Source organism: Bradyrhizobium sp. T-1 (genome assembly GCF_053592855.1).
The window spans coordinates 5,636,197-5,660,363 of record NZ_CM132115.1 but is presented as its reverse complement, the minus strand read 5'-3'; the positions used below and the strand labels follow the sequence as shown (position 1 = coordinate 5,660,363).

Below are 24,167 nucleotides of genomic sequence, written 5' to 3'. Positions count from 1 at the left end.
ACCGGTCTGTATTTCCCGCCGACCCCCTCCGCCGTCATTCCGGGGCGCGCGTAGCGCGATTTCCTAACCCAACTCGCGCTCGTGATTATGGATTCCGGGCTCGGCGCTTTGCGCCGCCCCGGAATGACGGAGAGAGAGAGGAGGGACGGCCCTGCCGCAGGCTACAGCCGAAACTCGTTCGTGAGTTCGCCGATGCCGTCGATCGCAATGGTCACGGTATTCACCGGCTCCTTCATTACGCCGACGCCGACCGAGGTGCCGACGGCGATGAGGTCGCCGGGGAGCAGGGTCATGTCGTGCGAGATCTTGCTGACGAGGGCTTGCGCACTGAAGATCATGTCGGAGATCGGATAGTTCTGCCGCTCGGCGCCGTTGAGGATGGTGCGGACGGTGAGCTTGGCCGGATCGAGGCCGGTCGCGATGACCGGACCGAACGGGCCGTAATCGTCGATGCCCTTGGCGCGGGCCCATTGCGGGAAGGTGGGGTCGCTGGTCAGGATATCGTTGGCGGTGATGTCGTTGACGCAGGTGTAGCCGAAGATGAAGCCGTCGGCCTCATCAGGCGAGACGTGCGCGCAAGTCTTGCCGATGACGATGCCGAGCTCGCCCTCATAGGTGGTCTTGCCGTCGTAATAAGAGGGGCGGCGGATTACGGCCCCCGGCGTCGTGATGGTGGTGGTCGCCTTGAGCAGATAGAGCGGCTCCGGCGGCTCGGGCTGATTGAGTTTCGCCGCGAGCGCGTGAAAATTGTTCCAGAGCGCGACGATCTTGCTGGGCGCGCAGGGCGCCAGAAGCTCGACCTCCGACAACGCCAGAATCTTGCCGGTGGCCGCGTTGCGTCCGAACATCTCGCCTTCATGCACGCTGATGCCTGATGCGATCAGCGTGCCGAAGCCCGTGGTGCCGGCGTGACGGAAGCGGAGCCACTGTTTCATCTCGCCCGCCATCATGCCACCGCCAATGCACGGGGATCGGCCGGCGAGGAGACGCCATCATAGAGCCCGGCGATACGGGCGCGCTGGGTCACCATCGCCAGCACGGAATCGAGCGCAGGCGTCGGGATCCTGGTCAGGCGCCCCATCTCCTGCACCACGGTGACGAGCGGGTCGATCTCCATTGGGCGGCCGCGCTCGAGATCCTGCAGCATCGAGGTCTTGTGTGCGCCGACCTTGCGGGCGCCTTCGATGCGGCGCTCGACGTCGACGCGGAACTTGACGCCGAAGGTCTCGGCGATCGCCTGCGTCTCCACCATGATCGCGCGCGACAGCGCCCGCGTGGACGGATCGGTGCAGATCACGTCGAGGGTTGCGTGGGTGAGGGCGCTGATCGGATTGAAGCAGACATTGCCCCATAGCTTGAGCCAGATCTCGTCGCGGATGCGGTCGAGCACCGGTGCCTTCAGCCCGGCTGCGACGAAGAGATCGGCAAGGCGCTGCACGTCGCTCGTGATCTCACCGGAGGGCTCGCCGAGCGGAAAATTGTTGCCATAGACGTGGCGGATCACGCCGGGCGCCTCGATCTCGGTGGCGGGGTAGACGATGCAGCCGATGGCGCGTTCGGCGCCAAGCTCGCGCCATTGCCGTCCGCCGGGATCGATGCTCTCCAGTGTCGAGTTCTCGTGCTCGCCGCCGTGCTTGTGGAAGTACCAATAGGGGATGCCGTTGACCGCGGTGACGATGCGGGTGTGGGGCCCGAGCAGCGGCTGCATCTTCTCGATCACGCCGGTGATTGAATGCGCCTTCAGCGTGACGATGACGTAGTCCTGCACGCCCAGCTCTGCCGCGTTGTCGGTGCAGCGCGGATGGACGGTGTGCTCCTCCTCGCCGGCCAGCAGCGTGAGGCCGCGCTCGCGCATGGCGGCGAGGTGGGCGCCGCGTGCGACCAGGCTGACGTCAGCGCCTGCGCGCGCCAGCTGCACGCCGAGATATCCGCCGATCGCGCCGGCGCCATAGATGCAGATCTTCATGAAATCCTCGCGGGACTAAGTTGGCAACTGGTTCGATTGATCGGGCCACAGGTTCTCTGCACCTCTCCCGCTTGCGGGAGAGGTCGGCGCGCTCGAAGAGCGCGGCGGGTGAGGGGTTCTATCCTCTTGGGGAGTCTCCCTAGCGGAGACTCCCTCTCCCCAACCCTCTCCCGCAAGCGGGAGAGGGGGCCAGGAAGAGCGTCGCTTTAAGCGGCTGCTTGCGGCGAGCCGTTGAGCGCCTCGTCGACGGCAGCCGCGATGTCGCGCATGCTGATGACGGAGACGAGGCTGTAGTCGTCGATCACGGGCAGGTGCCGGATGTGATTCCGGTTCATCAGATGCCTGACGTGCTCGATCGTGTCTGAGGAGGTGCAGGAGACGAGCTGCTGCACCGAGACGAGTTGCGAGACCTTGACGTTGACGGCGCCCGCACCGTGCTCGGCAACCGCGCGCACCACGTCGCGCTCGGTGAACATGCCGACCGCGGTGTTGCCTTCGGAGCGGACCACGTCCTTCACCACCAGCGCGCTGATGTTGTTGGCCCGCATCAGCTTGGCGGCGATACCCACCGTTTCGTTCATTCGCACCGTGACAACGCGCGGCGTCTTCTTGCGCAGAATGTCTCCGACCAGCATTGCAACCTCCCTGGGTGAATGATGAGGGAAGTGTGGTATACATAATGCCAATCGTCAAGCGTTGGATTTGGCTGATCCGAAAAATCTTGCGGCAGCATTGCTGACGTTTGTCATCGCAAAGCCAAAGCAGAAGACAAAGAAAAAGGGGCGCATCGCTGCGCCCCTCTCGATCGACGTGGAAGGTGTGTGGCGGCTCAAGCCGTCTCGGTCTTTGCACCCGCCGTTGCGGTGTTGGCGCTCTCGGCTTCCTTGCCCAGGATGAAGGAGCGGCGCAGCGGCTTGATTACGAACAGCGCCATCAGCGCGGCCGTCGCGTTCAGCGCCACAGCCACCACGAACACGGCCTTCCAGCCATAGGCGGCCGAGATCACGCTTGCGAGCGGGACGAGCAGGGAGGCGGTGCCCTTCGCGGTGTAGAGCATGCCGTTGTTGGTGGTCGCGAATTTCGAGCCGAAAGTGTCGCCGCAGGTCGCGGGGAACAGCGAGTAGATCTCGCCGAACACGCCGAAATACACCGCAGTGGCCAGCACGAACACGACCGGGACATGGCCATAGGCCGACAGCGTCAGCAGCATCAAAGCGGCGGTGCCGAAGGCGATGAACATGGTGTTCTCGCGGCCGATCGTGTCAGACACGAAGCCGAAGAACGGGCGGCCGAAGCCGTCGAAGATGCGGTCGAGCGAGATTGCGAAGGTCAACGCCGCCATCTGGAAGCCGGCGAGCGAGACCGGCGTGTCGGCGATCTTGAAGTCGTGAGCGATCGGCGCGATCTGCGCTGCGGTCATCAGACCGCCGGAGGCGACCATGACGAAGACGAGATACATCACCCAGAAAATCGGGGCGCGCAGCACTTGCGGCGGAGTGAAGTCGATCTTGGTCTGCGGCAGATTGAGCTGCTTCTTCTTCGGCGGGATCGAGATCCGTGGCGGCTGGATGAAGAAGGCGAGCACGAAGACGATCACGCCCTGGCCGATGCCGAAGGTGAGGAACGCGTGCTGGTAGCCGCTCGAGACGATCATGGCCGCGATCGGTACCACGGTGAGGGCCGCGCCCGCGCCGAAGCCGGCAGCCGTCGCGCCGGCGGCGAGGCCGCGGCGGTCGGGAAACCATTTCAGCGCGTTGCCGACGCAAGTGCCGTATACCGCGCCCGCGCCCATGCCACCGATGACGGCCGCCGTGTAGAGCAGGGGAAGCGAGTCAGCGAAGGAGTTGAGCACCCAGGACAGCGCGATCATCACGCCGCCGAACATGATGACGACGCGTGGGCCGTATTTGTCGACGAACCACGCCTCGACCGGCACCAGCCAGGTCTCGGTGACGACGAAGACGGTGAAAGCGAGCTGGATCGCGGCGCGACCCCAATGATGTGCGTGATCGATCGGATCGACGAACAGCGTCCAGCCGTATTGCAAGTTGGCAATCATCGCCATGCAGACGATGCCCATCGCGAGTTGGAGCCAACGGAAACCTGTGCGAAGCGGCGCGGCCGTGACGGCGCCATCCGTGCTGGAAATCATCAACAACCTCCCAAGCGCCTGTCTGGTCACGACCCGCTCGGCCAATATGACGGAGTGTCGCAAATATTGTGGCTTATCGTCGCAAGCGCGGCAGGCAGCTTGGTATACCATATTCCAGAATGCAAGCCCTATCTTGGGGGAGGGCTCAGGAAATGTGCAGGGTTCCTTCGGGTTTACGGTATCAAGGTATATTCTGGTAAAACGAAAACGCCCGGCCGTGAGGCTGGGCGTCGTCCGCCGGATGGTTTCCAAGCGCGATGTCAGATGGTCGATTGCGCGACCACGACCTTGCGCCAGGGCTTGAGCACCACGAGCGCCAGCAGCGAGGCCAGGATGTTGGCGCCGGCTGCGAGGATGAACACGTTGTCCCAATGGCCGGAGGTCTGCTGCACGTAGTTCGCAAGCGGCACCAGCAGCGCGGCGGTGCCCTTCGCGGTGTAGAGCAAGCCGGCATTTGTGGTCGCGAACTTCGCGCCGAACGTGTCGGTGCAGGTCGAAGGGAACAGCGAGTAGATCTCGCCCCAGGCGAAGAACACGAAGCCGGACAGGATCACGAACCAGATCGGATCATGGCCCCAGAGATAGAGCATCCAGATGCCGACGCCTTCCATGCCGAAGGCGACGAACATCGTGTTCTCGCGGCCGATCATGTCGGAGATCCAGCCGAAGAAGGGACGGGTCAGGCCGTTGAGCACGCGATCGATGGTCGCGGCGAACGTCACCGCAGTCATGGTCATGCCGATCAGCGTGACCGGCACCGCGTCGACCTTCCAGTCGACCGCGATCGGCTTCAGGTTCGCCGTCACCATCAAGCCGCCGGCGCCGACGATCACGAACATGAAGTACATCAACCAGAAGATCGGCTGACGCAGGACTTCCGTCGGCTGGTAGTTGCGCCGCGTCTGCAACAGCGCGGCATTCGCCACCACGTTCGGCACCTGGCCTGCTTTCGGCGCCAGCAGGAAGAAGGCGAGAATGCAGATGATGATGCCTTGTCCGAGGCCGAAATAGAGGAAGGTGGTCTGGAAGCCGCTATCCTTGATCATGGCCTGGATCGGCGCGACGGTGAGCGCAGAGCCCGCACCGAAGCCGGCAGCGGTGATGCCGGCTGCGAGACCGCGCTTGTCGGGAAACCATTTCAGCGCGTTGCCGACGCAGGTGCCGTAGACGCCGCCGGCGCCGATGCCCGCGACGATCATGCCGAGATAGTAGCCGTTGAGCGTGGTCGCCTGCGCGTTGATCGCCCAGCCGATCGCGCAGAGCACGCCGCCGACGAGCACGACGATGCGCGGACCGTATTTATCGACAAACCATCCTTCGACCGGCACGAGCCAGGTCTCGAACAAAACAAAGAGAGTAAAGGCCCACTGGATCGACGCGCGATCCCAGCCGAATTTCTTCTGGATGTCGGGGACGAAGAACGTCCAGCCATATTGGTAATTGGCGATCATCACCATGGCCGCTACGCCGATCGCCAGTTGCGCCCAGCGATACGTGTCGCTGACGCGTGCGGCCGTAGGAGCCGTTGTTGTCTGCACCATGTCCGTCATGAATCCTCCAATAGCGCTTCTGTTTTTTTGAGCGAGCGTTGGCGGCATTGTTGTATTCATTATGCCAAGCTTCAAGCGCGCGTCGGCCCATTGTGCGCTTATGACGCAACCCCGTTTGCGAGACCGCGCGAATGTGCCGATTCCCAAATAGAAATGGCCCCGCAGAGCGGAGCCATTCTTCAAAAGTAGGAGTTCGCTGGTTTTACAACCGGCGCGACAATTCGACGCGCCGCGGTCTCGCGTGGGACCTTAGAGGCCGAAGCGCGGCAGATCGCCGTTGTGGTTGGAGATCTCGGCGCTCGCCATCAGGAAGCGGTCAACGGCGGCCATGAAGCGGGCGAACAGCGAGGCGGAGGGCGCGAACGCAACGGAAGCGGTCTTGGACATTGGAATTCCCTTTCTTGAGACAGACAGTCTTGCTGTCTCACTTCGAGGGTTGTTCTATGTATACCAGATGCCAATGTCCATGCATGCCATTGCATAGCAGCATAGGGATTGCCGCATTGCAGCATAATGCTTCGTTAAAATGGGTCGTTTGGGGCCCAAAACGTGTCATTTCGGGCTCCAGGGACCAGAACACTGGCTCCGGGCCACTACGGAACGGTCCTAACCCGGCTCTTGACCGGCTCTTGGCACCGCAGTGCAAAACGGCTAGTGGTTCGCCCCCTTCTCCAATCATCTGTCAGAGTGGTTCATGTCGAGCGCCTCGCCCGCCGTCTCGATCGGCATCGATTTTGGGACCAGCAACACCGTCGTCGCGCTGGCGGCGGACGACCGCCGGGTCGAAGCCATCCGGTTCGACCATGGCGGCCAGCGCCACAGCGTCTATGTCTCGGCCTTGTGCTTCTGGGAGGACCGGCCGGGCGCCGGCGCCCAGGCTGAAGGCGGCCCGTGGGCGATCGAGCAGTTTCTCGAAGGCCGCCACGTCTACCGCTTTCTGCAGTCGTTCAAGACCTTCGCGGCGAGTTCCAGCTTCAACACCACCCAGGTGTTCCGGCAGCGCTTCAAGTTCGAGGATATTTTGGCGGCGTTCCTGCGGACGCTGGCGCGCCATGGCGGCGAGAAGTTCGGCTTCGAGGCGGCCAACATCACGGTCGGCCGCCCCGTGCGCTTTGCCGGCGGCAATCCCGACGATGATCTCGCCATGCAGCGCTACCGCGCCGCGTTCGAGCGCTTGGGCGCCGGCCATGCCCGCTATGTCTACGAGCCCGTGGGCGCGGCGTTCTCCTTTGCCCGCCGTCTCGAGCGCGATGCCACCGTGCTGGTCGCGGATTTCGGCGGCGGCACCAGCGATTTCTCGGTGATGCGCTTCTCGCGCGCCGGCGGTCATTTGCGCGCCGAGCCGCTTGGTCACGCCGGCATCGGGGTTGCGGGCGACACGTTCGACTATCGCATCGTCGATCATGTCGTCTCGCCACGGCTGGGCAAGGGCTCGAGCTTCCGTTCGTTCGACAAGGTGCTGCCGATCCCGAACAGCCACTACACCAACCTCGCGCGCTGGCATCAGCTCGCGCTGATGAAGAGCAACGGCGATCTGCGCGAGCTCAGGGAGCTTGCGCGCACTGCGCTGAGTCCTGACCTGCTCGAGGATTTCATCACCATCGTCGATCTCGATCTCGGCTTTTCGCTGTATCGCGCGGTGTCGGACGCCAAGGTCGCGCTGTCGGCCAGGGACGAGGTCGACTTCCGCTTCAAGGGCGGCGGCGTTGACATCGGCTCGACCATCACGCGGAAAAACTTCGATGCCTGGATTGCCGACGACATCGCGCGGCTCGGCGCCACGGTCGACAAGGTGCTAGGCGAAGCCCGCATCACCGCGCGCGAGGTCGAGAAGGTGTTCTTGACCGGCGGCACCTCGTTCGTGCCCGCGGTGCGGAAACTGTTCGCCGACCGGTTCGGCAACGAGCGGCTGATGTCGGGCGACCAGTTCGAGTCGATCGCCTATGGCCTGGCGTTGATCGGGCACAGCGCCGAGCCGGATCGCTGGACAGCGGACGGCGGACTGAAGAAGGCGGGCGCATAGCCCGCGTTCGCGACGCCCGGCAAGTTCGAAGCAGCGCTATGCAGCGCCGATCGAGAGCGGGCGCTGCAGATGACGCGTCATCAGCGCAGCCGCCTCCGCGTACCGGCCCGTCTCCAGAACGTCCAATAGCCGCAGATGCTCCGCAATGTGGCGGCGCATGCCGTTCCGATCGGCGAAGCTGCGATAAGCGAACAGGCGCCGGATCGAATTCACGCGCCGCAGCGATTCCACGAAAAAGGGGTTGCCGGCGCCGCGTGCGATCTCCTCGTGAAACTCGCAGCCGAACTGATAGACCTCGCCGATCGTCATCTTCTCGAGCTCACCGGCAAGAATCCGCTCCTGGCGCTGGCGCAGGCGATCGATCACGTCGGACGCCAATTGATAACCGGGCTGCAGGATCGCGGCCGGCTCGATCACGGCGCGGAAGGCTGCGACCTGGGCCTGTGCTTCAGGGCTCAAGACCGTCTCGCTGAAGCGCCAGCCATAGCCGGGCAGGCGGGCGATCCAGCCTTCGACCGCGATGCGATCGAGCAGACGCTGCAATTCGGTGCGGCTGAGCGCGTAGCGACGCATCAACTCGGCCTCGGTGACGTCGGTGGGCAGGCGGCGGGCGAGCAAATCGGCTGCGACAGCGGCGTAGGATTTTTCCGCGCGGTTGACCGCTGCAATCGCGGATCGCGCGGCGTCGGTGCCGGGGCTTCTGGTCAACACAAAGCCGCGATTCGGCTCGCCGCGGGCAAATCCCGCGGCCTCGAGCGCCTTTAGGCCCTGACGGATCGGGGCGCGGGATACGTCGAGCGCATCGGCGAGCTTCTGCTCGATCAGCCGATCGCCAGCCTTCATGCCGTCCCGTCTCGCGAGCGCCAGGATCAGGCCCGCCAGATGCTCGCCGCGATCCGGTCCATTGCCGGCCGGACGGTTTCGAAAGGATTCGGAAGCGGACATGGCGGCGACCTGAAATTTCCAGCTTGACAGATCGTATCGCAGATTGTTCTTTTAGGCAACAATATACAATCTTGGGAGGGAAGCCGGATGGCCCGTGCGCCCGATGTTCACATCTGCGAAGTCGCCGCGCGCGACGGTTTGCAAAATCTGGACGTCTTCGTTCCGACCGCGGCGAAGTGCGAGCTCATCGATGCGATTGCCGTCGCCGGCGTCAGCGAGATCGATGCAGGCTCCTTTGTGCCGCCGAAGGTGGTGCCGCAATTTGCCGACGTGGATACGGTGATGGCGCACGCGTTGCAGCACGCGCACACCGCAACGATCGGTGCGCTGGTGCCGAATTTCAAAGGCGCCGAGCGGGCGATGGCCGCCGGCGTCGGCGCGATCTACTTCGTGATCTCCGCCAGCGAGAGCCACAATCTTGCCAATGTGCGGCGCACGATCGAGGAGCAGCTGGATGGCTTTCGGGCCGTGCGCGCTGCGCTGGATGCGCTTCCGGCAAGCCGGCGGCCGAAGTTGATGGGAGCCATCGCAACGGCGTTCGGCTGCTCCATTGAGGGCGAGATCAAGCAAGCCGCAGTCGGCCGGTTGGCACGGGGGTTCGCTGAAGCGGGCGCCGACGAGATCGGCCTCGCCGACACCGTCGGCTACGGGACGCCGGACTTGATCAAAGACATCGTTCGCGTTGCGCGGGACGAAGTCGGTCCGCAGATGCCGCTCAGGCTGCATCTCCACGACACGCTCGGCATGGGTCTCGCCAATGCCGTCGCAGGCCTCGATGCCGGCATTCGCCGGTTCGATGCCGCCGTATCGGGCCTCGGTGGATGTCCGTTTGCGCCGGGGGCGCGTGGCAATGTCGTCACCGAGGACCTCGTCTTCATGCTCGAGCGCATGGGGCTTTCCACCGGCATCGATCTCGACCGGCTGATGCAGACCCGCGACATTCTCGCCCGTCACATCGCGCCACGGCACCTGACCGGACATCTGCATGAGGCGGGCATCCCGAAGGCCTTGCGGAGTGCCGCATGAGCGCCGTGCCTGCCGATGCACCACTTCGTCCGCTCGAAGGCGTGCGCGTCGTCGAGTTCAGCCAGATGGTCATGGGCCCGAGCTGCGGGCTGATCCTTGCCGATCTCGGCGCCGACGTGATCAAGGTCGAACCACCGAAGGGCGATCGCACGCGCTCGTTCAAGGGTCCGGCCTCGGGCTTCTTCAACACCTATTGCCGCAACAAGCGCAGCATCGCGCTCGACACTTCGACGTCGCGGGGCCAGCAAGTTGCGCGGCGGCTGATCGAGGGTTGTGATGTCTTCATCGAGAACTTCCGGCCCGGCCTCTTGAAACGTATCGGGCTCGACTACGAGTCCGTTGCGAGCTTCGCGCCGCGGGTGATCTACTGCTCGCTCAAGGGGTATCTGCCCGGTCCCTACGAGAACCGCCTTGCGCTGGACGAGGTGGTCCAGATGATGGGCGGGCTGGCCTATATGACCGGTCTGCCTGACCGGCCGATGCGCGCGGGCGCGTCCGTCAATGACATCATGGGCGGCATGTTTGGCGCGATCGCGATCCAGGCCGCTCTTACCGAGCGGCAACGCACCGGCCGCGGCCGCTACATCCAGAGCGCCTTGTACGAGAACAACGTGTTCCTGATGGCGCAGGCCATGATGTACGAAACCGTCACGGGCGAACCGTCGACGCCATACTCCGTCAAGCAGAGCCCGTGGCCCGTCTATGACCTGTTCGACACGCGCGACGGCTCGAAGCTGTTCGTCACCATCGTCGGCGAGGAGCAATGGGCAGCCTTCTGCCGCGCGTTCGATCGCGAGGCCTGGTTGAACGATCCGCGCTTCGTCACCAGCCAGGACCGGGTCGATCACCGGGATTGGCTGATTCCCGAGATCGCCAAGATATTTGCGCAGTGGGACAAGTCCGCTCTCGCGCAAAAGCTCGATCAGCTCGATCTGCCCTATGCGCCGGTGAACAAGCCCGGCGACCTCTTCGACGATCCTCATCTCAACGCATCCGGTGGATTGATCGACATCGCGCTGCCGGATGGTGGTCGCGCCAGAACGCCGCTGCTGCCGGTGTCGATGGACGGGCAGCGGCTGCCGAACCGCTACGATCCGCCAAGAGTGGGCGAGCATACCAACGACGTGCTGACGGAAATCGGCTGCTCGCCGCAGGAGATCGCAGAGCTGACGGCGAGCGGAATTGTCACGGCTAAGCCTGCAGCTGCCTGACAACGGCAGCAATCAAAAACAATAGTCGCGAGGAGGAATGCATGAGGATCACGCGTCGCGAAGCGCTCATCGCCGGCTCGGCCTTCGCCGCCACGGCCTTTCCCCGCATAGCGAGCGCGGAAGGGAAGCCGGCGACGCTCGCCTTCGGGCCGATCTCGCCGGTCTACGCGATCGGCATGATCGCCGAGTTGAAGGGCTACTTCAGGGATGAGGGGCTCGACCCCAAGCTCGTGACCGGCAATTCCGGCACGTTCGGACGCCAGACGCTTGCCGCAGAGCAGGCGATGTTCGCGCATGGTGACGCCAGCCATCCGCTCCAGCTGTCCGCGCGAGGCAAGCCCTGCAAGATATTGTTGGCGACCGAAATGGTGTGCTCCTACGCCAACATCGTCGTCCGCAAGGATCTCTACGACAGCGGCATCAATTCCGTCGAGAAACTGGCGGCCTACAAGCGTGAAAACGGCGCCAAGCCGATCGTTGCCGCGACCGCCATCGGATCGGGCACCTGGGTCTACGGCACCTATGTGTTCGAGGCGCGCGGGCTCGGTGACAAGGTGAACTGGGTGGCCGGCGGCGGCCCCAACACCATGTTCCCGTCGCTGGAGACCAGGCAGTTCGATGCCATCATGGCGCCTCCCAGCTGGATCGTCGAAGTCGAGAAGAAGGGGTTCGGCAAGCTGATCTACGACACTGCGAAGCCCGGAGAGTTCGCGAAGGATTTCGGCGGCACGGTGCCTGTGCTGGTGATCTATGCGCTCAGCGACACGGTCACGCAGGACAAGGCGATGGTGCAGGGCTTCGTCAACGCCATCTACCGGGCCATGAAATGGGTGAAAACCTCGCCGCTTGCGGAGGTGCAGGCGCTGGTGGCGCCCAAATATTTCGCTGGCGTGGATACGGACGCGGTCACGGCCGAGCTTGGATTCGACACGTCAACCTGGGCCTATGACGGGACCATCGACAAGGCCTCGTTCGAGCGCGGCGCAAAACCCTGGTACCGCAAGGGGACCGATATCCCGGAGACCAAATACGAGGACGTCGTCGACATGAGCTTCCTCGATGCCGCAAAGGCGAAGTTCAAGTGATGTTATCCTCTGGCCCCGGCCTTGCCCTTGCTGCGCAAGCGGAGAGCCCGGTCGTTCCGGGCCGGCGCATCGCCGTGCAAGGCCTGATGAAGAGCTTCAGCTCCGGCAGCGGACAATTCACTGCGGTGGACAACGTGTCCTTTGATGTCCGCCAGGGTGAGTTCGTCGCGCTTCTTGGACCTTCCGGCTGCGGCAAGAGCACAATTCTGAACATGGTCGCAGGCCTGCTGCCGCGCTCTGGCGGAGACATCCTGATCGATGACGACCACGTCGAGCCGGGCCGGGTGAACCGGAAGGTCGGCTACGTCTTCCAGCGCGATACGCTGTTTCCCTGGCGTACGGTCGAACAGAACATCGGCTATGGCCTCGAGATCGCAGGCGTCGCGAAGGCGGAGCGTGCCGACCGTGTCGCCAAGGCGGTCGACCGGGCCGGATTGACCGGATTTGCCCGGACATTTCCGCGCATGTTGTCCGGCGGCATGCGCCAGCGCGTCGCCCTGATGCGGACGCTGATCCTGGAGCCGGAAATCCTGCTGATGGACGAGCCGTTCGGCGCGCTCGACACGCATACCAAGCTCGAGATGCACAAGACGCTGCTCGAGATCTGGGAACGCGAGCGGCAGACCGTCCTCTTCGTCACCCACGATCTGGGCGAGGCGCTGACGCTTGCTAGCCGGATCATCCTATTGTCGGCGCGGCCCGGACGGTTGAAAGAGGATTTCGACGTCTCTTTCCCGCGTCCACGCGACCCGGTTGGCCTGCGCGAGACCGCCGAGTTCGGCCGCCTCTATTCCCATATCTGGCATTCGCTTGGCGAAGAGTTTCGCCGAACCAAGGCGGACTGATCATGGCCCATCGCCGCTCTGTCATCCTGTTCTGGCAGCTCGCGATCCTCGCTTTGACGCTCGTTGTCTGGCAGTGGGGGTTCGAGTGGAGCAAGACGCTGCTGCCCAAGGCCTATGTTCCGAAGATCCTTGATCCGTATTTCGTGGCGAAGCCGTCGCTGATCTGGAACAGCTTCCTGCGCCTCGGCTGTTTCAGCGATGCCGGCGGCTTTCTCGCCTGTGTCCGAAACAACGACAACAACCTTTGGATCGCGACCCTCGTCACGCTGAAGAACACGTGGTGGGGATTCCTGTTTGGCAGTGCCAGCGGCATTGCAGCCGGCCTCGTTCTCGGGCGCTCTGATTTTCTCGCACGCGTGTTCGGTCCCTATGTCGTGGCGCTCAACTCGATTCCGCGCATCGCCCTGGTGCCGCTCGTCATCCTGATCTTCGGGCTCGGCGATCTGTCCAAGATCGCGACCGCGTGGCTCGTGGTGTTCTTCGTGGTCTTCTTCAATACCTTCGAGGGCACCCGCGCCGTCGACCGCGATCAGATCGCTGCGGCCCGCCTGATGGGGGCGAGCGAATTCGCCGTTCTGCGAACCGTCGTGGTTCCGTCCGCCCTGGCATGGGTGTTCGCATCCCTGCTGCCGGCCGTATCGTTTGCGCTGGTTGGCGTCATCGTCGGCGAATTCATCGGTGCAGAGCGAGGTCTCGGCAAGCTCATCATCGAGGCGGAGGCGCGGGCCAACGCCAGTGAGATGATGGTGGCGATCTTCATCATGATGATCGTCGGCATCCTGCTGGCCATGCTGGTGCAGGCGCTGCAATCATACCTGCTGCGCTGGCAGCCGCAGTTCGAGGGGACGGGATAGGGCGACGCGCCGGCAGGGTGGGCACCTGCGCTTTGCCCACCCTGTGATGCTGACGTCCTTGCTATTGATTGATCTCGGGCTCGACGAGCTTCGCCAGGTTTCGCAGCGATTCCTGCCAGCCGAGATAGCAGGCTTCCGGCGGGATCGCGTCGGGAATGCCGGCCTGGGTGATCTCGAGCTCGGTGCCGACCATGACCTTCTTCAAGGTGACCGTCACCTGGATTTCCCCGGGCAGGTTCGGATCGTCGAACCTGTCGGTGTAGCGGAGCCGTTCGCCGGGAACGAGCTCGAGATATTCGCCGCCAAACGAATGGCCGTTGCCCGTGGTGAAATTCCGGAACGACATCTTGAACGTACCACCGACCTTGGGCTCGAAATGCTGCACGGTGCAGGTGAAGCCGTTCGGCGGAAGCCATTTCGCCAGCGCATCCGCCTCGAGGAACGCGCGATAGATTTTCTGCGGGGTGGTCGTGAGAACGCGATGCAGGCGTACGGTGCTGGGCATGGTGGTCCTTTCTTCATCGATTGCTGGGCGCGACGGCGACGTCTATGCCCCAATCATGGCCCAAGGACGAAGCCCGCCGCGCCGATCCGACATGAGGGGCCAGATTTTTCTTCGCCCGAGCCGCCCGTTGATGGCACTGCAAAACGGGACAGCTCAAACAATAGATCTACTCTCAGAGTTACACTTCGAAACACTCAGGCCGGATTTTAGCCCCTAGTCTCAGCGATGAGATCGTCGCGGGCCTCGTCGCGCGACGCGGCGACCGCACGACGAGCCTATCGCACGGGGGAATTTGCGACATGAAGCAAACGACGCTGGGTTACCGGGCCTTGCGCCGGGTCCGCAGCCTGCCGGCCGAGACCGCTTCGCGGCTGCTCGGGATGCCAGCTATCAGCCGACGATTGAACAAGGCTTACGAAAAGGCGCGGGCGTCGCATCGGCCGCGCCTGCCGAGACTCTCCCCGCGCGACGTGGAGATCGTCGCCGGGCTGGAGAAGAACGGCGTCCACATCACCTCGCTTGCGGAGTTGGATCTGCCCGGCACGGAAAGACTTTGGATGTCGGCGACCGATATCGCGAATGCCTATTCCGCTCGTGCCAAAGCGGGTGAGTTCGCCGGCCAATATACGGTGCAGGTCGGCGCTGAGGATATGATGCGCCATCCGCATATCGTCCATTGGCCCCTCAACGACCGCATCCTCGACATCGTCGAGACTTATCTCGGTCTGCCCGCGGCCTGCGACACCCTGAATTTCTTCTATACGTTGGCCGATGGCCGGCAGGTCGCCGCGCGCCGATGGCATCGCGACGTCGAGGACCGGCGGATGGTCAAGGTGATCGTCTATCTGCATGATGTCGACGAAGAGGGCGGCCCGCTTGAAATCCTGCATCGCGCCTTTCCCGGCAGCGACCGGCTCGACGGCGCCAATTTCCCGGTCCTGACCCAGGAAATGCTGGAGCAGCGGCTGGGCGGGACGCTTTGGGACGGCGATGTGACGACCTGCACCGGCAAGGCCGGCACCGTAATCTTCGCGGATGTCGCAAGCCGCTACCATCGCGGGCGTCCGGCGATCGCGCGCGATCGCTGTGCGCTGTTCTACAATTTCTTCTCGCGCTCGCCGCTTCGGCCGTTCTTCTGCGAGCGGCATGTGTTCTCACGGGCGCAGCTTGCCGAGCTTGCCGCCGGTCGGAGCGCACGGGCGCGCGATTGCATGCTGTGGCACGCAAACGTGCCTTTGCTCGCCCGGATGGTGCCATGCGCGCGGGTCTAGAAGGATCGAAGCCATAATTCCGCTATCGTTCTCCGCTCAACTTCCGCGCGAAATCAGGGGGGCTTCCGTTGCGTAAGGCAGTCTGGGCTTTCGCCGTCGCACTCTGCTGTCTTGGCGCGCCGGCCAAGGCTGCGGGCATTCAGCTTCTCCAGTCCGATCCCGCGCTGTCGGGCGCGATCTGGTATCCCTGCGCGGCAGAGCCGACGCATGTGGCGCTTGGAAGTCTTTCGGTTGGCGCCGAGTTCGATCTGAATGGTGTCAAGGATTGCCCCGTTAGCGGCGCAAAGCTGCCGCTCGTGATCTTCTCGCATGGCCGGGGCGGGTGGTTTGGTGCGAACCATGACACCGAGGAGGCGCTGGCCGATGCCGGCTTCATCGTTGCCGCAATCAATCACCCCGGTGACACCACAAACGACTCGTCGCGGCGCGATACGCTTCCGGTGTGGGGATCGCGCCCCGCGGACATGGTGCGTCTGCTCGACTTCATGCTGAAGGATTGGAAGGACAGGGCGGTGATCGATCCGGCCAAGGTCGGCTTCTTCGGCTTCTCGCTTGGCGGTTATACCGGACTGGCGCTGATGGGACTCAAGCCGGATTTCACCTGGCTTGCCGAAAACTGCAAGGAGGCGACAGGTGTATGCGCGCAGCTCCACAACGGAGAAAGGCTACCTGACCCGCCGCAGGATGCTCGGATCCGCACGGCGCTGATCGTCGATCCTGCACCGGCGGTTCTGACCCGGAAGAACCTCGCCGCAATCAAAATCCCTTTCCAGTTCTGGCGGTCGCAGTTCGGCGGCCCTGGCGTGGGCGACGGTTCGCCCGTGGCGCGCGTCGCGGGGTGGCTGCAGGGCAAGCCCGAGATGCACGTCGTTCCGGCCGGCCACTTCGCCTTCCTCGCACCTTGTACGCCGGAGCAGGCTGCGGCCGTGCCGCGCATCTGCACCGATGTGCCGGCGGAGTTCGACAGGGCAGGCTTTCACCGCGACTTCAACGCGGCGGTGGTGAAGTATTTTCATGAACAGCTTGCTGGTGGAGATCAGTGAGCATCGCGTTCGTGAGGAGGTGAGCATGGCGCGACTTGGCTGCGTGATCAGCCTGCTTCTGCTTCTTGTGTCTTCAGCCGCGGCCGATCCCGCCCTGCCGGGCCTCGTTCGGCAGGATCGAATGGTGCCGGTCACGCTCGCCGACGGTCGCCAGGTCAGGCTCGAGTCCATGATCCTCCGCCCGGACCGGCCCGGGCGCTTTCCATTGGTTCTTCTGGTCCACGGTACGAATCCCGCCGCCGGACAAGCGTTTCGCGTCGCGGCGGAGCGACAATCACCGGCCGATCTTCTCAATTCTGCCGTCGCATTTGCACAGCGTGGTTACGCCGTCGCATCGATCATGCGCCGGGGCTTTGGTCATTCAGATGGACCATTTGCCGAGACGCTGTCCGGGCCTTGCGACGATCGCGACTATCTCGCCGTCGCACGGATTGCGGCTGAGGACATCAACGGCGCACTTGCCACGCTCCGCGGCGAGCCCTGGGTCGATCCCGATCGGATCCTGCTGATGGGGCATTCCACCGGCGGCTTTGCCGTCACGGCCGTGGCGGCGGACAATCCTGCCGGCGTCGTCGGCGTTCTCAACTTCGAGGCGGCTCACGGTTCTGTCCCGGGCCGCACCTGCAGCCCCGATCATCTCGTGGCGGACGCCGCCATCTTTGGCCGCACGGCGCGGATTCCGGCGCTCTGGGTTTACGCGGAGAACGATCGCAGTGCCCCGCCGGCATTGGGCCGTCGCATGTTCGATGCTTACGTCGCCTCCGGCGCGCCGGCGCAGTTTCAGATCTTGCCGCCCTTTGGCGTCGATGGGCATGCCATGGTGCCGATGGCGCCCGCCGAGGTCTGGTGGCCGGCCGTCGAGAGTTTCCTGAACCGATTGCGCCTGCCGACGTCAGTGCTGGTCGGATTACCTCCGCCTGCACCCATTCCGCCGCCGGCGCCGCTCAACGCAGCGTGCGCGGGCTACTTCGATGCCTATGTGAAGGCCTGGACCGACGCCAAGGCCTATGCCTGGAATCGCGACGGCCATTGCAGCTCAGTCACCGCGGCCCAGCGAACGGCCGACGATGCGAAGAGCGAAGCGATGCGCCAATGCGTGGCCGCCTGGAAGGAATGCTCGCTCTATGCGGTTGGGCAGGCGCTGGCGCCCGGCTAGATCTCTCGCGCAACCAAGGTGCGTACTCGTAAAACCTGCCGCTAGGAATACGCGCACCTGATGTCTGCTTCTCTCCCAACAGCGGCAAAATAGCGGACATTCGACCGCTTCGCCTTGGGGCCCAAAGCCGACTAAGCGTTCATCGCGAGCGACGGTGCGCCAACCAATGGTCAATCTGCCAGCCCTTGTAGCCAAGCAATTCGCAAGAGCGCCGTTCGTGATCTTCGGACCATGCTTCGAGTTCGTTTAGGAGCGCAATCATGGCATCTATCCGCCACCCGTGGCCCGGTAAGGCGTAGAATAGCCTCCGGTATTTGAGGTGCGGCAGGCCAGGGCAGGGTTCGACTACCTCGCGCCTTATCAGGCGCCCCAGATCAACATGCCTATCGAACATGCGCCAATACCGTAAACAGACGTCTGGCTCACGACTGATGCTGTCCAAAAAATACGCGAGGGGCTTTGCACCCCTCAGCATCAGGCCGAGTTCTCTGTTGGTGTGGACCAAATAGGGCAGTTGATGAAGCCATTCGGAGGGCATGTCGCCATCTTGATCGCACAACGTTAATTTCCGCTACGGGTCATAAGCTGAAATCGGTCCGGCTGCCGTCAGACGTCAGCAACGGGCCAAAACCAGACGTCGATACGCTCGGTATCCCCGATGATGCGGCAAGCTCGGGCCGTCGGCGAGCATCAACCAGAGGGGGCATTGTCATCGGTAGGAACTCGGTACACCCCGTTGCGAAGAAATCTCGCCCGACGTCTGTATTCGTCGAAGGTTGCATTGAGTGGCAGCCCTTTCCGCCACAAAAGAACGGCTGAAATGAATATCGAAAAATAGGTCGCTTCCAGTAGCGTCAGGGTAATATCGCAAGTGGATTTCCCTTGGAAAAGCAGGGCCGGAACGAGGCCAAGATGAACTACAAAAACAGCGTACAGAAGAAGCGGCAAACGACCCATCCAGCGGCTCCATCTTGATGGTTGCGCGACGAATGTAGCTCAATCTTGAGCCGAGTGTCCATCCTCCGGCTTGCGACGCTCGTTCTCAGCCCGCAGTCAGCCTTGGGTCAATCGTGTCGTCTCTGTAGTCGGTCAGCTACGTCCGGTCTAACCTCGACTTCGGACATGTCGCAGCACTGCGCCAACTGACGCGATGGGCCATGCGGCGACATCGACGACTTAGTCTGATATGCTTTGCTTTCAGATTGTGGCATTGCATTTCGAGCAAGAGAAGAATGTCAATACTTTGGAAGCTGTATCTCGGCTTGATGGGCCTTTCCATCGTGGGCAGCGTTGGCATTACACTCGTTAGCGGACCACATCCAGTTTATCCTGTGGCGGACTACCTCATTCAGGCACTGAGCCTTCTTCAACTCGTCGGTTTGTACGGCTACGCCTTCAAGCGTCCAATACTGTCTGAGCGGTTCTGGCGATTAGTTTACCCGGTATTTGTGCTTAATCTAATCGCAACGCTCGTGATTGGCGCGGTAAGATTTGCGGCGGATCGCGGCCACGTCGGAGTTCCTGGGGTTGCTGCGGCTGCACTTTTCACTTCCCCTTTTGGAATAGCATTTTTTCTGCCACTCCTCCTCGCTGATCGCCGGTACGCATTTCGCTCTACGTCAACGATTTGGAAATCGTCAGCGTATGATTCCCTTGTCGCCTAAGGGTCACTTGCGGACGTTGGCCGAGCACCGCAGGAGGTCCGCCAAGGGCCAGAAGCGGACGCGACCAGCCGCAGCGCCCAACCAACGGCCACGCGCCTCACGCTCTGGCCAAGAATGATCGGCACTCATCGGCTATTTTCTCGCCTTGAAGCATAACGGCCCGAGCAATCAACATGAGCTGTCCCTTTTCGACGGGGCTGTCCGACCAATACGCCTGGTCGATACGCAATAACGCCGACAGTAGATCGCCTGGATAGAAGTCCACTTCCAGCAGCGGCTCGTTCGAAATCAGTTTAAGTGCTATCGGAACCAGCCTTTTCAAGCCGATATTTTGGCTAATCAGCAGGCGCAAATCGCTCACGGTGAACTCGCTCAACGGTGTACGACGCAAACGTAGACACCTCGCCACCATTCCTGTCGGAGCCGCCTCTGGACTTCCCCAATCCTGCCCATCAATTTGCTCAAGCGTTCGAGGGTCATCAAGCATCGGCGTCTCCACGATTCCAATGATCGTAGATTAGCTCTGCAGCGATGTGCAGTCATGCCTCGGAAAGCGGCGACTTCCGCTATGGGCCACAAGCAGAACTCGGCAGCCAGCATGACCCAGGTCGGTTTGCCCTCGGCAAGCCGACATTACTGCGAACTGAGCGCAGGTCAGCAGCGGGCCAAAACCAGACCTAGGCTGTTGAAACACAGTCTCGCGAGGCAAGCTGCAGCGTCGCGGACAGCGCTAGATGTCAGTGCCAATTGATCCGCAAGGTTGGAAGGTTTGGAGCGAGCGCCCGCGCAAGCACCCTTCATGTTTCTGGGCATAAGCAAGCACGCCCATGATAATCAAAGCTATTACGACAAATCCGGCTATGAGATTCTGCACCATGGCTGCCACTCCACGGGGTTAGTTCGCTACGAAGTAAGCGACCGCGCGGCCAAAGATAAAGTCAGTCCTGAATTAAGAGCACGACAGCTTGGCTCCGGCTAGAGCAAACTTCCGGTCACAAGCAAAACTCGGCACCAGCATGACCAAGGTCGGTTTGCCTCGGCAAGCAGACATTACTGCGAACTGGGCGCAGGTCAGCAACGAGCCAGCAACGGACATTGGCCGCGACATAAGCCAACAATAGACATCGCAGGCGAGACACGGCTACAGTTGCTCGAAAGGCATCGCGGGTTTTGAGTACGGTCTACTTTCGAGGAGGACAACATGGGGCGTCTCCTTGCCTTGGTTCTTGCTGCCTATTGCTATCTGCAGCCTTCGTTGGTGCTCGCGGACGATGCAGCGAGGCAACTCACGGGTAGCTGGAAACTGACAGCTTGGACCATTCAGATTACCGGTGGCGAGCTCACGGAACCGATGGGCCACGATCCGAAAGGGCGGGCAGTGTTTACGCCAGACGGGCACGTGGCGTTCATCATTACCGCGGCAAATCGCAAGCCGGCAGCCAACGATGCGGAGTCGGCAGCCCTGCTCAAGAGCCTTCTCGCCTACACCGGGAAGTTCAAAATCGAGGGCGACAAGTTTACGACCAAGGTCGATATTTCGTGGAATGAGCTTCTAACGGGCCAAGACCAAGTAAGATTCTTCAAACTCGAAGGGGACAAGCTGAGCATCAGAACGGCCGAACAATTCAGCGCCGTCTATCCGGGCAAGAAAGTCGTTGGAACCCTAGACTGGGAACGTGAGCGCTAAGGCGGAGAAGATCCCAAAGTTGCGAGTCTGCTTTGGCTGTAAGGCGACATAGCGTGTTCCGAATGCTTGGCGCGTCCGAACTCGCCCCAAGAAGCCAAACACGCTCAATCGAGGCTTCCGAGAAACGCGCTGATCGCTCGGCCTCAAGCACCAACCAATCTCCAAAGGAGCATCAAATGTTCCATTGAAGCCGGGCGCAATTAAATCCGGCCAAGCCTTGCTAATGCCCATGGTGAGGTATAGCTTGAACTTGTTCGTTCAGCCGCTGTGCCTTGTTGAATGCGCCCGCGGGCTCCTTTTCCAGAGACATCGACGAATTGAATTGATTCTGCGTGAGCATGCGCGGAACGCGCGCGTGTGCGCTTTGGAGAAGAGAAATGACGACAGGTACTGTGAAGTGGTTCAACGGCCAGAAGGGCTTTGGATTCATTCAGCCCGACGATGGCGGCAACGATGTGTTCGTTCACATCAGTGCAGTCGAGCGGGCGGGTCTTGCGGGTCTCGCCGAGGGCCAAAAGGTCAACTTCGAGGCCAAGACCGACAAGATGCGGGGCAAGGTCAGCGCTGAGAATCTCTCGCTGGCTTAAGTCCTCTAGTGCCGTTTCACGGATGTACTGAAACGGCCATGCGACCCGCTCGATCGTAAGGATTGAGCGGGTTTTGTCTGTTGTCGATAGGGTGATGAGATGAGCGCCAGAAAATCGGCCGAACCGTCACCCGAAGGTATCGCGCGCTTAAACCGCAAACGCCTGGCCGCTGAAGAAGGCGCGCGCGCGATGGCCGATGCCGAACGGCAGGCCGTCGATGTTCGCAAGAACATGGCGCGGCTTCGCGAGTTGCGTGAAACCCGGGAAGCCGCCGATACCATCGTTCAAGCATTGCCGACACCGAGCATCACCAGGCGCAAGAAGAAGCCGCCGCAATAGCTGCCTCAACATCGCTGACGAATGACGAGAAAGGGCCGGTCACATGCCAGGGAGTGCGGATCGTGCCTAGAGTCAAACCGGACGGCGGCGGTACCATCACTTTCTTCCTCGCGCTCGGCGCGGGTCGACAAATGTGCCGGCTAGCGACCACCTTCGAAACGCAGAAGCAGGCCTTCAGCTATCTTCAGAAATACCGGACGGAGTTCGAGCGCATCGCGCGAGCACGGATGGATTCGGGGCAACTCGAAGACGGCGTCGTCGTTTTGTCGATGCTTTAGAGCGGGCCGTCCTATTCCTTGCGGCCTTTCGACTGGGCCTCGCGGGCCAATCGCTCCGCTTTCAGTCGCTCGCGGTTCTCGTGCAGAGAGTGCTGGGCCTTCGCATAGTCGCTCATCGGCTTCTGCGTTTTGGCAGGCTTGAACGCCTTGTCGGCTTCGCGCCTGGCGCGATCAGAGGATTGATCTCTCAACATGTCGATCTCGATTTGGTTGAACGTACGTGGTCCGCAAAGACGCCGACGTCCGGTCCGCGTCTGCGGGCTGGTGAAACAGCGCGTTTTCCTGGGAGTGGAGAAGTCGGGTCTAGATGAACAACTGACGGACGCCGCGTCGGTTCCTCGAAAGACTGTCCGACGTAAATAAAAAAGGGGCTGGCGGGTCGCCCTTCGACCAGACGCCGGCGCGCGGCTGTGGCGAGCGCCGGCGTCGAGAGGCCCTTCGATGGGCTGACGTTCGCTTCTCGAATAATGACATCCTACCCCTGTTTTGCCCGACGGGTCAAGAAAAATTCGTAAAATGCGAAATTTCTCGTGCGACCGAGGAGATGGCTACTGTGCATGGGGTTGTTTTTGAGTTTTTGGTTTGGGTGCGTATCCGTACAGCCTTTCCGACGCAAAAAGGGCCGCCTCGATGGGCGGCCCTTTTGTCTCACGCGTTGTGGTGTCGCTTACTCGGCGGCCTGCTTCTGCGGCGGGTCGAGCGCGCCGGACTTGTGGATGTCGGCGACCTGGTGGTCGCTGAAGCCGAGCACCGCGCGCAGGATCTCGTCGGTGTGCTCGCCGAGCAGCGGAGAGCGGGTCACCTCGGCCGGGCTATCCGACAGCTTGATCGGGTTGCCGACCGAGATGTACTTGCCGCGGGTCGGGTGATCGACCTCGACCACGGTGCCGGTCGCGCGCAGCGACTGGTCTTCCGCGATCTCCTTCATCGACAGGATCGGGCCGCAGGGGATGTCGTCCTTGTTGAGGATCTCCATCGCCTCGAACTTGCTCTTCGTCATCGTCCACTGCTCGATGCGGGCGAAGATCTCGTTCAGGCGCGGCAGGCGGGCCGCCGGCTTGGCGTAGTTCGGATCGGTCTTCCAGGTCGGCTCGCCGATCACGTCGCAGATCTTCTCCCAGACCGGGGCCTGGGTGATGAAGTAGATGTAGGCGTTGGGATCGGTCTCCCAGCCCTTGCACTTCAGGATGCGGCCGGGCTGGCCACCGCCGGAATCGTTGCCCGCGCGCGGCACGGCATCGCCGAACGGAATGCCTTCGCCGAACTGGCTGTATTCCTTCATCGGACCGTGGGCGAGGCGCTGCTGGTCGCGCAGCTTGACGCGGCAGAGGTTGAGCACGCCGTCCTGCATCGCAGCCGTGACGCGCTGGCCCTTGCCCGAATGGGTGCGCTGATAGAGCGCGGTGACGATGCCGAGCGCGAGGTGCAGGCCGGTGCCGGAATCGCCGATCTGCGCGCCGGTGACGAGCGGAAGACCATCGCGGAAGCCGGTGGTGGAGGCGGCGCCGCCGGTGCACTGCGCAACGTTCTCATAGACCTTGCAGTCTTCGTACGGTCCGGGGCCAAAGCCCTTGATCGAGGCGACGATCATCTTCGGGTTGATCGCCTGGATCTTCTCCCAGGGGAAGCCCATGCGGTCGAGCACGCCGGGGCCGAAGTTCTCGACCAGCACGTCGCACTTCTTGATCAGCTCGGTGAGGACTTCCTTGCCCTTGGGGTTCTTGGTGTCCAGCGTGATCGAGCGCTTGTTGTGGTTGAGCATGGTGAAATACAGGCTGTCCACGTTCGGGATGTCCTGCAACTGGCCGCGGGTGATGTCACCCACGCCCGGGCGTTCCACCTTGATCACGTCGGCGCCGAACCATGCGAGCAGCTGCGTGCAGGTCGGTCCGGACTGGACGTGGGTGAAGTCGAGAATGCGAACGCCCTCGAGCGCTTTGGTCATTGTATTGCTCCGTACTCTGTCTGCCCCTGCGAACC

25 protein-coding genes are annotated in these 24,167 nt (G+C 62.4%); 13 read left to right on the top strand and 12 right to left on the bottom strand.

Annotation, left to right across the window (positions count from 1 at the left end):
- Window positions 1-161 precede the first annotated feature (161 nt).
- The 6 genes from ACWAT4_RS27310 to ACWAT4_RS27285 form a co-directional block, all read right to left on the bottom strand.
- Window positions 162-950, bottom strand: coding sequence for a fumarylacetoacetate hydrolase family protein (locus ACWAT4_RS27310; RefSeq protein ID WP_449728538.1), 789 nt, complete (start codon window positions 948-950; stop codon window positions 162-164).
- Window positions 947-1,966, bottom strand: a complete 1,020-nt coding sequence (locus ACWAT4_RS27305; RefSeq protein ID WP_212300446.1) for a 2-dehydropantoate 2-reductase — start codon at window positions 1,964-1,966, stop codon at window positions 947-949. Before ACWAT4_RS27305 ends, ACWAT4_RS27310 begins: the two co-directional genes overlap by 4 nt.
- Window positions 1,967-2,172: 206 nt before the next feature.
- The gene (locus ACWAT4_RS27300; protein ID WP_212300447.1) at window positions 2,173-2,601 is read right to left on the bottom strand and encodes a CBS domain-containing protein; all 429 of its coding nucleotides are present in this window, start codon (window positions 2,599-2,601) and stop codon (window positions 2,173-2,175) included.
- Between the two features lie 194 nt (window positions 2,602-2,795).
- Window positions 2,796-4,118 carry an oxalate/formate MFS antiporter gene (oxlT, locus tag ACWAT4_RS27295; RefSeq protein WP_212300448.1) on the bottom strand — a complete coding sequence of 441 codons (1,323 nt, stop codon included), beginning with the start codon at window positions 4,116-4,118 and terminating at the stop codon, window positions 2,796-2,798.
- Window positions 4,119-4,378: 260 nt separating this feature from the next.
- The gene (gene oxlT, locus ACWAT4_RS27290) at window positions 4,379-5,668 is read right to left on the bottom strand and encodes an oxalate/formate MFS antiporter (protein ID WP_212300449.1); all 1,290 of its coding nucleotides are present in this window, start codon (window positions 5,666-5,668) and stop codon (window positions 4,379-4,381) included.
- A 249-nt stretch (window positions 5,669-5,917) separates the two neighbouring features.
- Window positions 5,918-6,055, bottom strand: coding sequence for a hypothetical protein (locus ACWAT4_RS27285; protein WP_198029410.1), 138 nt, complete (start codon window positions 6,053-6,055; stop codon window positions 5,918-5,920).
- Between the two features lie 307 nt (window positions 6,056-6,362).
- Here ACWAT4_RS27285 and ACWAT4_RS27280 point away from each other — a divergent pair, with 307 nt between their 5' ends.
- Entirely contained in the window at window positions 6,363-7,691 is a 1,329-nt protein-coding gene (locus ACWAT4_RS27280; RefSeq protein ID WP_212300450.1) for an Hsp70 family protein, read from the top strand.
- A 36-nt stretch (window positions 7,692-7,727) separates the two neighbouring features.
- Here ACWAT4_RS27280 and ACWAT4_RS27275 read toward each other — a convergent pair whose 3' ends face one another.
- Entirely contained in the window at window positions 7,728-8,636 is a 909-nt protein-coding gene (locus ACWAT4_RS27275; RefSeq protein WP_212300451.1) for a GntR family transcriptional regulator, read from the bottom strand.
- 87 nt (window positions 8,637-8,723) lie between these two features.
- On the opposite strand from ACWAT4_RS27275, the gene ACWAT4_RS27270 reads away from it, so the two are divergent.
- The 5 genes from ACWAT4_RS27270 to ACWAT4_RS27250 are packed head-to-tail and all read left to right on the top strand — an operon-like array spanning window position 8,724 to window position 13,657.
- Window positions 8,724-9,662 carry a hydroxymethylglutaryl-CoA lyase gene (locus ACWAT4_RS27270; protein ID WP_449728537.1) on the top strand — a complete coding sequence of 313 codons (939 nt, stop codon included), beginning with the start codon at window positions 8,724-8,726 and terminating at the stop codon, window positions 9,660-9,662.
- Window positions 9,659-10,873 (top strand): CaiB/BaiF CoA transferase family protein, encoded by a 1,215-nt coding sequence (locus ACWAT4_RS27265; RefSeq protein ID WP_212426854.1) that lies wholly within the window; start codon window positions 9,659-9,661, stop codon window positions 10,871-10,873. The genes ACWAT4_RS27270 and ACWAT4_RS27265 overlap by 4 nt, the downstream gene beginning before the upstream one ends.
- Window positions 10,874-10,914: 41 nt before the next feature.
- Window positions 10,915-11,958, top strand: coding sequence for an ABC transporter substrate-binding protein (locus tag ACWAT4_RS27260; protein WP_449728536.1), 1,044 nt, complete (start codon window positions 10,915-10,917; stop codon window positions 11,956-11,958).
- Window positions 11,958-12,803: an ABC transporter ATP-binding protein gene (locus ACWAT4_RS27255; RefSeq protein ID WP_449731272.1), complete on the top strand. Its 846-nt coding sequence runs from the start codon at window positions 11,958-11,960 to the stop codon at window positions 12,801-12,803. Before ACWAT4_RS27260 ends, ACWAT4_RS27255 begins: the two co-directional genes overlap by 1 nt.
- Window positions 12,804-12,805: 2 nt before the next feature.
- On the top strand, window positions 12,806-13,657 hold the full coding sequence (locus tag ACWAT4_RS27250) for an ABC transporter permease (protein ID WP_449728535.1): 852 nt from the start codon (window positions 12,806-12,808) through the stop codon (window positions 13,655-13,657).
- A gap of 61 nt (window positions 13,658-13,718) precedes the next feature.
- Here ACWAT4_RS27250 and ACWAT4_RS27245 read toward each other — a convergent pair whose 3' ends face one another.
- The gene (locus ACWAT4_RS27245) at window positions 13,719-14,162 is read right to left on the bottom strand and encodes an SRPBCC family protein (RefSeq protein ID WP_212300456.1); all 444 of its coding nucleotides are present in this window, start codon (window positions 14,160-14,162) and stop codon (window positions 13,719-13,721) included.
- A 299-nt stretch (window positions 14,163-14,461) separates the two neighbouring features.
- Between ACWAT4_RS27245 and ACWAT4_RS27240 the strand changes: the two genes are divergently transcribed.
- From ACWAT4_RS27240 to ACWAT4_RS27230, 3 genes are all read left to right on the top strand, one after another.
- Window positions 14,462-15,433, top strand: a complete 972-nt coding sequence (locus ACWAT4_RS27240) for a phytanoyl-CoA dioxygenase family protein (protein WP_212444104.1) — start codon at window positions 14,462-14,464, stop codon at window positions 15,431-15,433.
- Window positions 15,434-15,501: 68 nt separating this feature from the next.
- The gene (locus ACWAT4_RS27235) at window positions 15,502-16,476 is read left to right on the top strand and encodes an alpha/beta hydrolase family protein (protein ID WP_449728534.1); all 975 of its coding nucleotides are present in this window, start codon (window positions 15,502-15,504) and stop codon (window positions 16,474-16,476) included.
- Window positions 16,448-17,632, top strand: a complete 1,185-nt coding sequence (locus ACWAT4_RS27230; protein ID WP_449728533.1) for an alpha/beta hydrolase family protein — start codon at window positions 16,448-16,450, stop codon at window positions 17,630-17,632. Before ACWAT4_RS27235 ends, ACWAT4_RS27230 begins: the two co-directional genes overlap by 29 nt.
- 690 nt (window positions 17,633-18,322) lie before the next feature.
- On the opposite strand, the gene ACWAT4_RS27225 is transcribed toward ACWAT4_RS27230, so the two are convergent.
- Window positions 18,323-18,589 carry a hypothetical protein gene (locus tag ACWAT4_RS27225; protein WP_449728532.1) on the bottom strand — a complete coding sequence of 89 codons (267 nt, stop codon included), beginning with the start codon at window positions 18,587-18,589 and terminating at the stop codon, window positions 18,323-18,325.
- 804 nt (window positions 18,590-19,393) lie between these two features.
- Window positions 19,394-19,783 carry a contact-dependent growth inhibition system immunity protein gene (locus ACWAT4_RS27220; protein WP_449728531.1) on the bottom strand — a complete coding sequence of 130 codons (390 nt, stop codon included), beginning with the start codon at window positions 19,781-19,783 and terminating at the stop codon, window positions 19,394-19,396.
- A 714-nt stretch (window positions 19,784-20,497) separates the two neighbouring features.
- Here ACWAT4_RS27220 and ACWAT4_RS27215 point away from each other — a divergent pair.
- The 4 genes from ACWAT4_RS27215 (at window position 20,498) to ACWAT4_RS27200 (ending at window position 22,187) form a co-directional block, all read left to right on the top strand.
- Complete coding sequence (locus ACWAT4_RS27215; RefSeq protein ID WP_449728530.1) at window positions 20,498-20,983, top strand: lipocalin-like domain-containing protein; 486 nt, start codon at window positions 20,498-20,500, stop codon at window positions 20,981-20,983.
- A gap of 377 nt (window positions 20,984-21,360) precedes the next feature.
- Window positions 21,361-21,570: a cold-shock protein gene (locus ACWAT4_RS27210; RefSeq protein WP_026201564.1), complete on the top strand. Its 210-nt coding sequence runs from the start codon at window positions 21,361-21,363 to the stop codon at window positions 21,568-21,570.
- Between the two features lie 99 nt (window positions 21,571-21,669).
- On the top strand, window positions 21,670-21,909 hold the full coding sequence (locus tag ACWAT4_RS27205; RefSeq protein WP_449728529.1) for a transcriptional regulator: 240 nt from the start codon (window positions 21,670-21,672) through the stop codon (window positions 21,907-21,909).
- A gap of 53 nt (window positions 21,910-21,962) precedes the next feature.
- Window positions 21,963-22,187, top strand: a complete 225-nt coding sequence (locus ACWAT4_RS27200) for a hypothetical protein (RefSeq protein ID WP_212300462.1) — start codon at window positions 21,963-21,965, stop codon at window positions 22,185-22,187.
- An 11-nt stretch (window positions 22,188-22,198) separates the two neighbouring features.
- Here ACWAT4_RS27200 and ACWAT4_RS27195 read toward each other — a convergent pair whose 3' ends face one another.
- Together ACWAT4_RS27195 and frc are read right to left on the bottom strand one after the other, a co-directional pair.
- On the bottom strand, window positions 22,199-22,381 hold the full coding sequence (locus ACWAT4_RS27195) for a hypothetical protein (RefSeq protein WP_212300463.1): 183 nt from the start codon (window positions 22,379-22,381) through the stop codon (window positions 22,199-22,201).
- A gap of 473 nt (window positions 22,382-22,854) precedes the next feature.
- Complete coding sequence (gene frc, locus ACWAT4_RS27190; RefSeq protein ID WP_212300464.1) at window positions 22,855-24,132, bottom strand: formyl-CoA transferase; 1,278 nt, start codon at window positions 24,130-24,132, stop codon at window positions 22,855-22,857.
- Window positions 24,133-24,167: the final 35 nt, after the last annotated feature.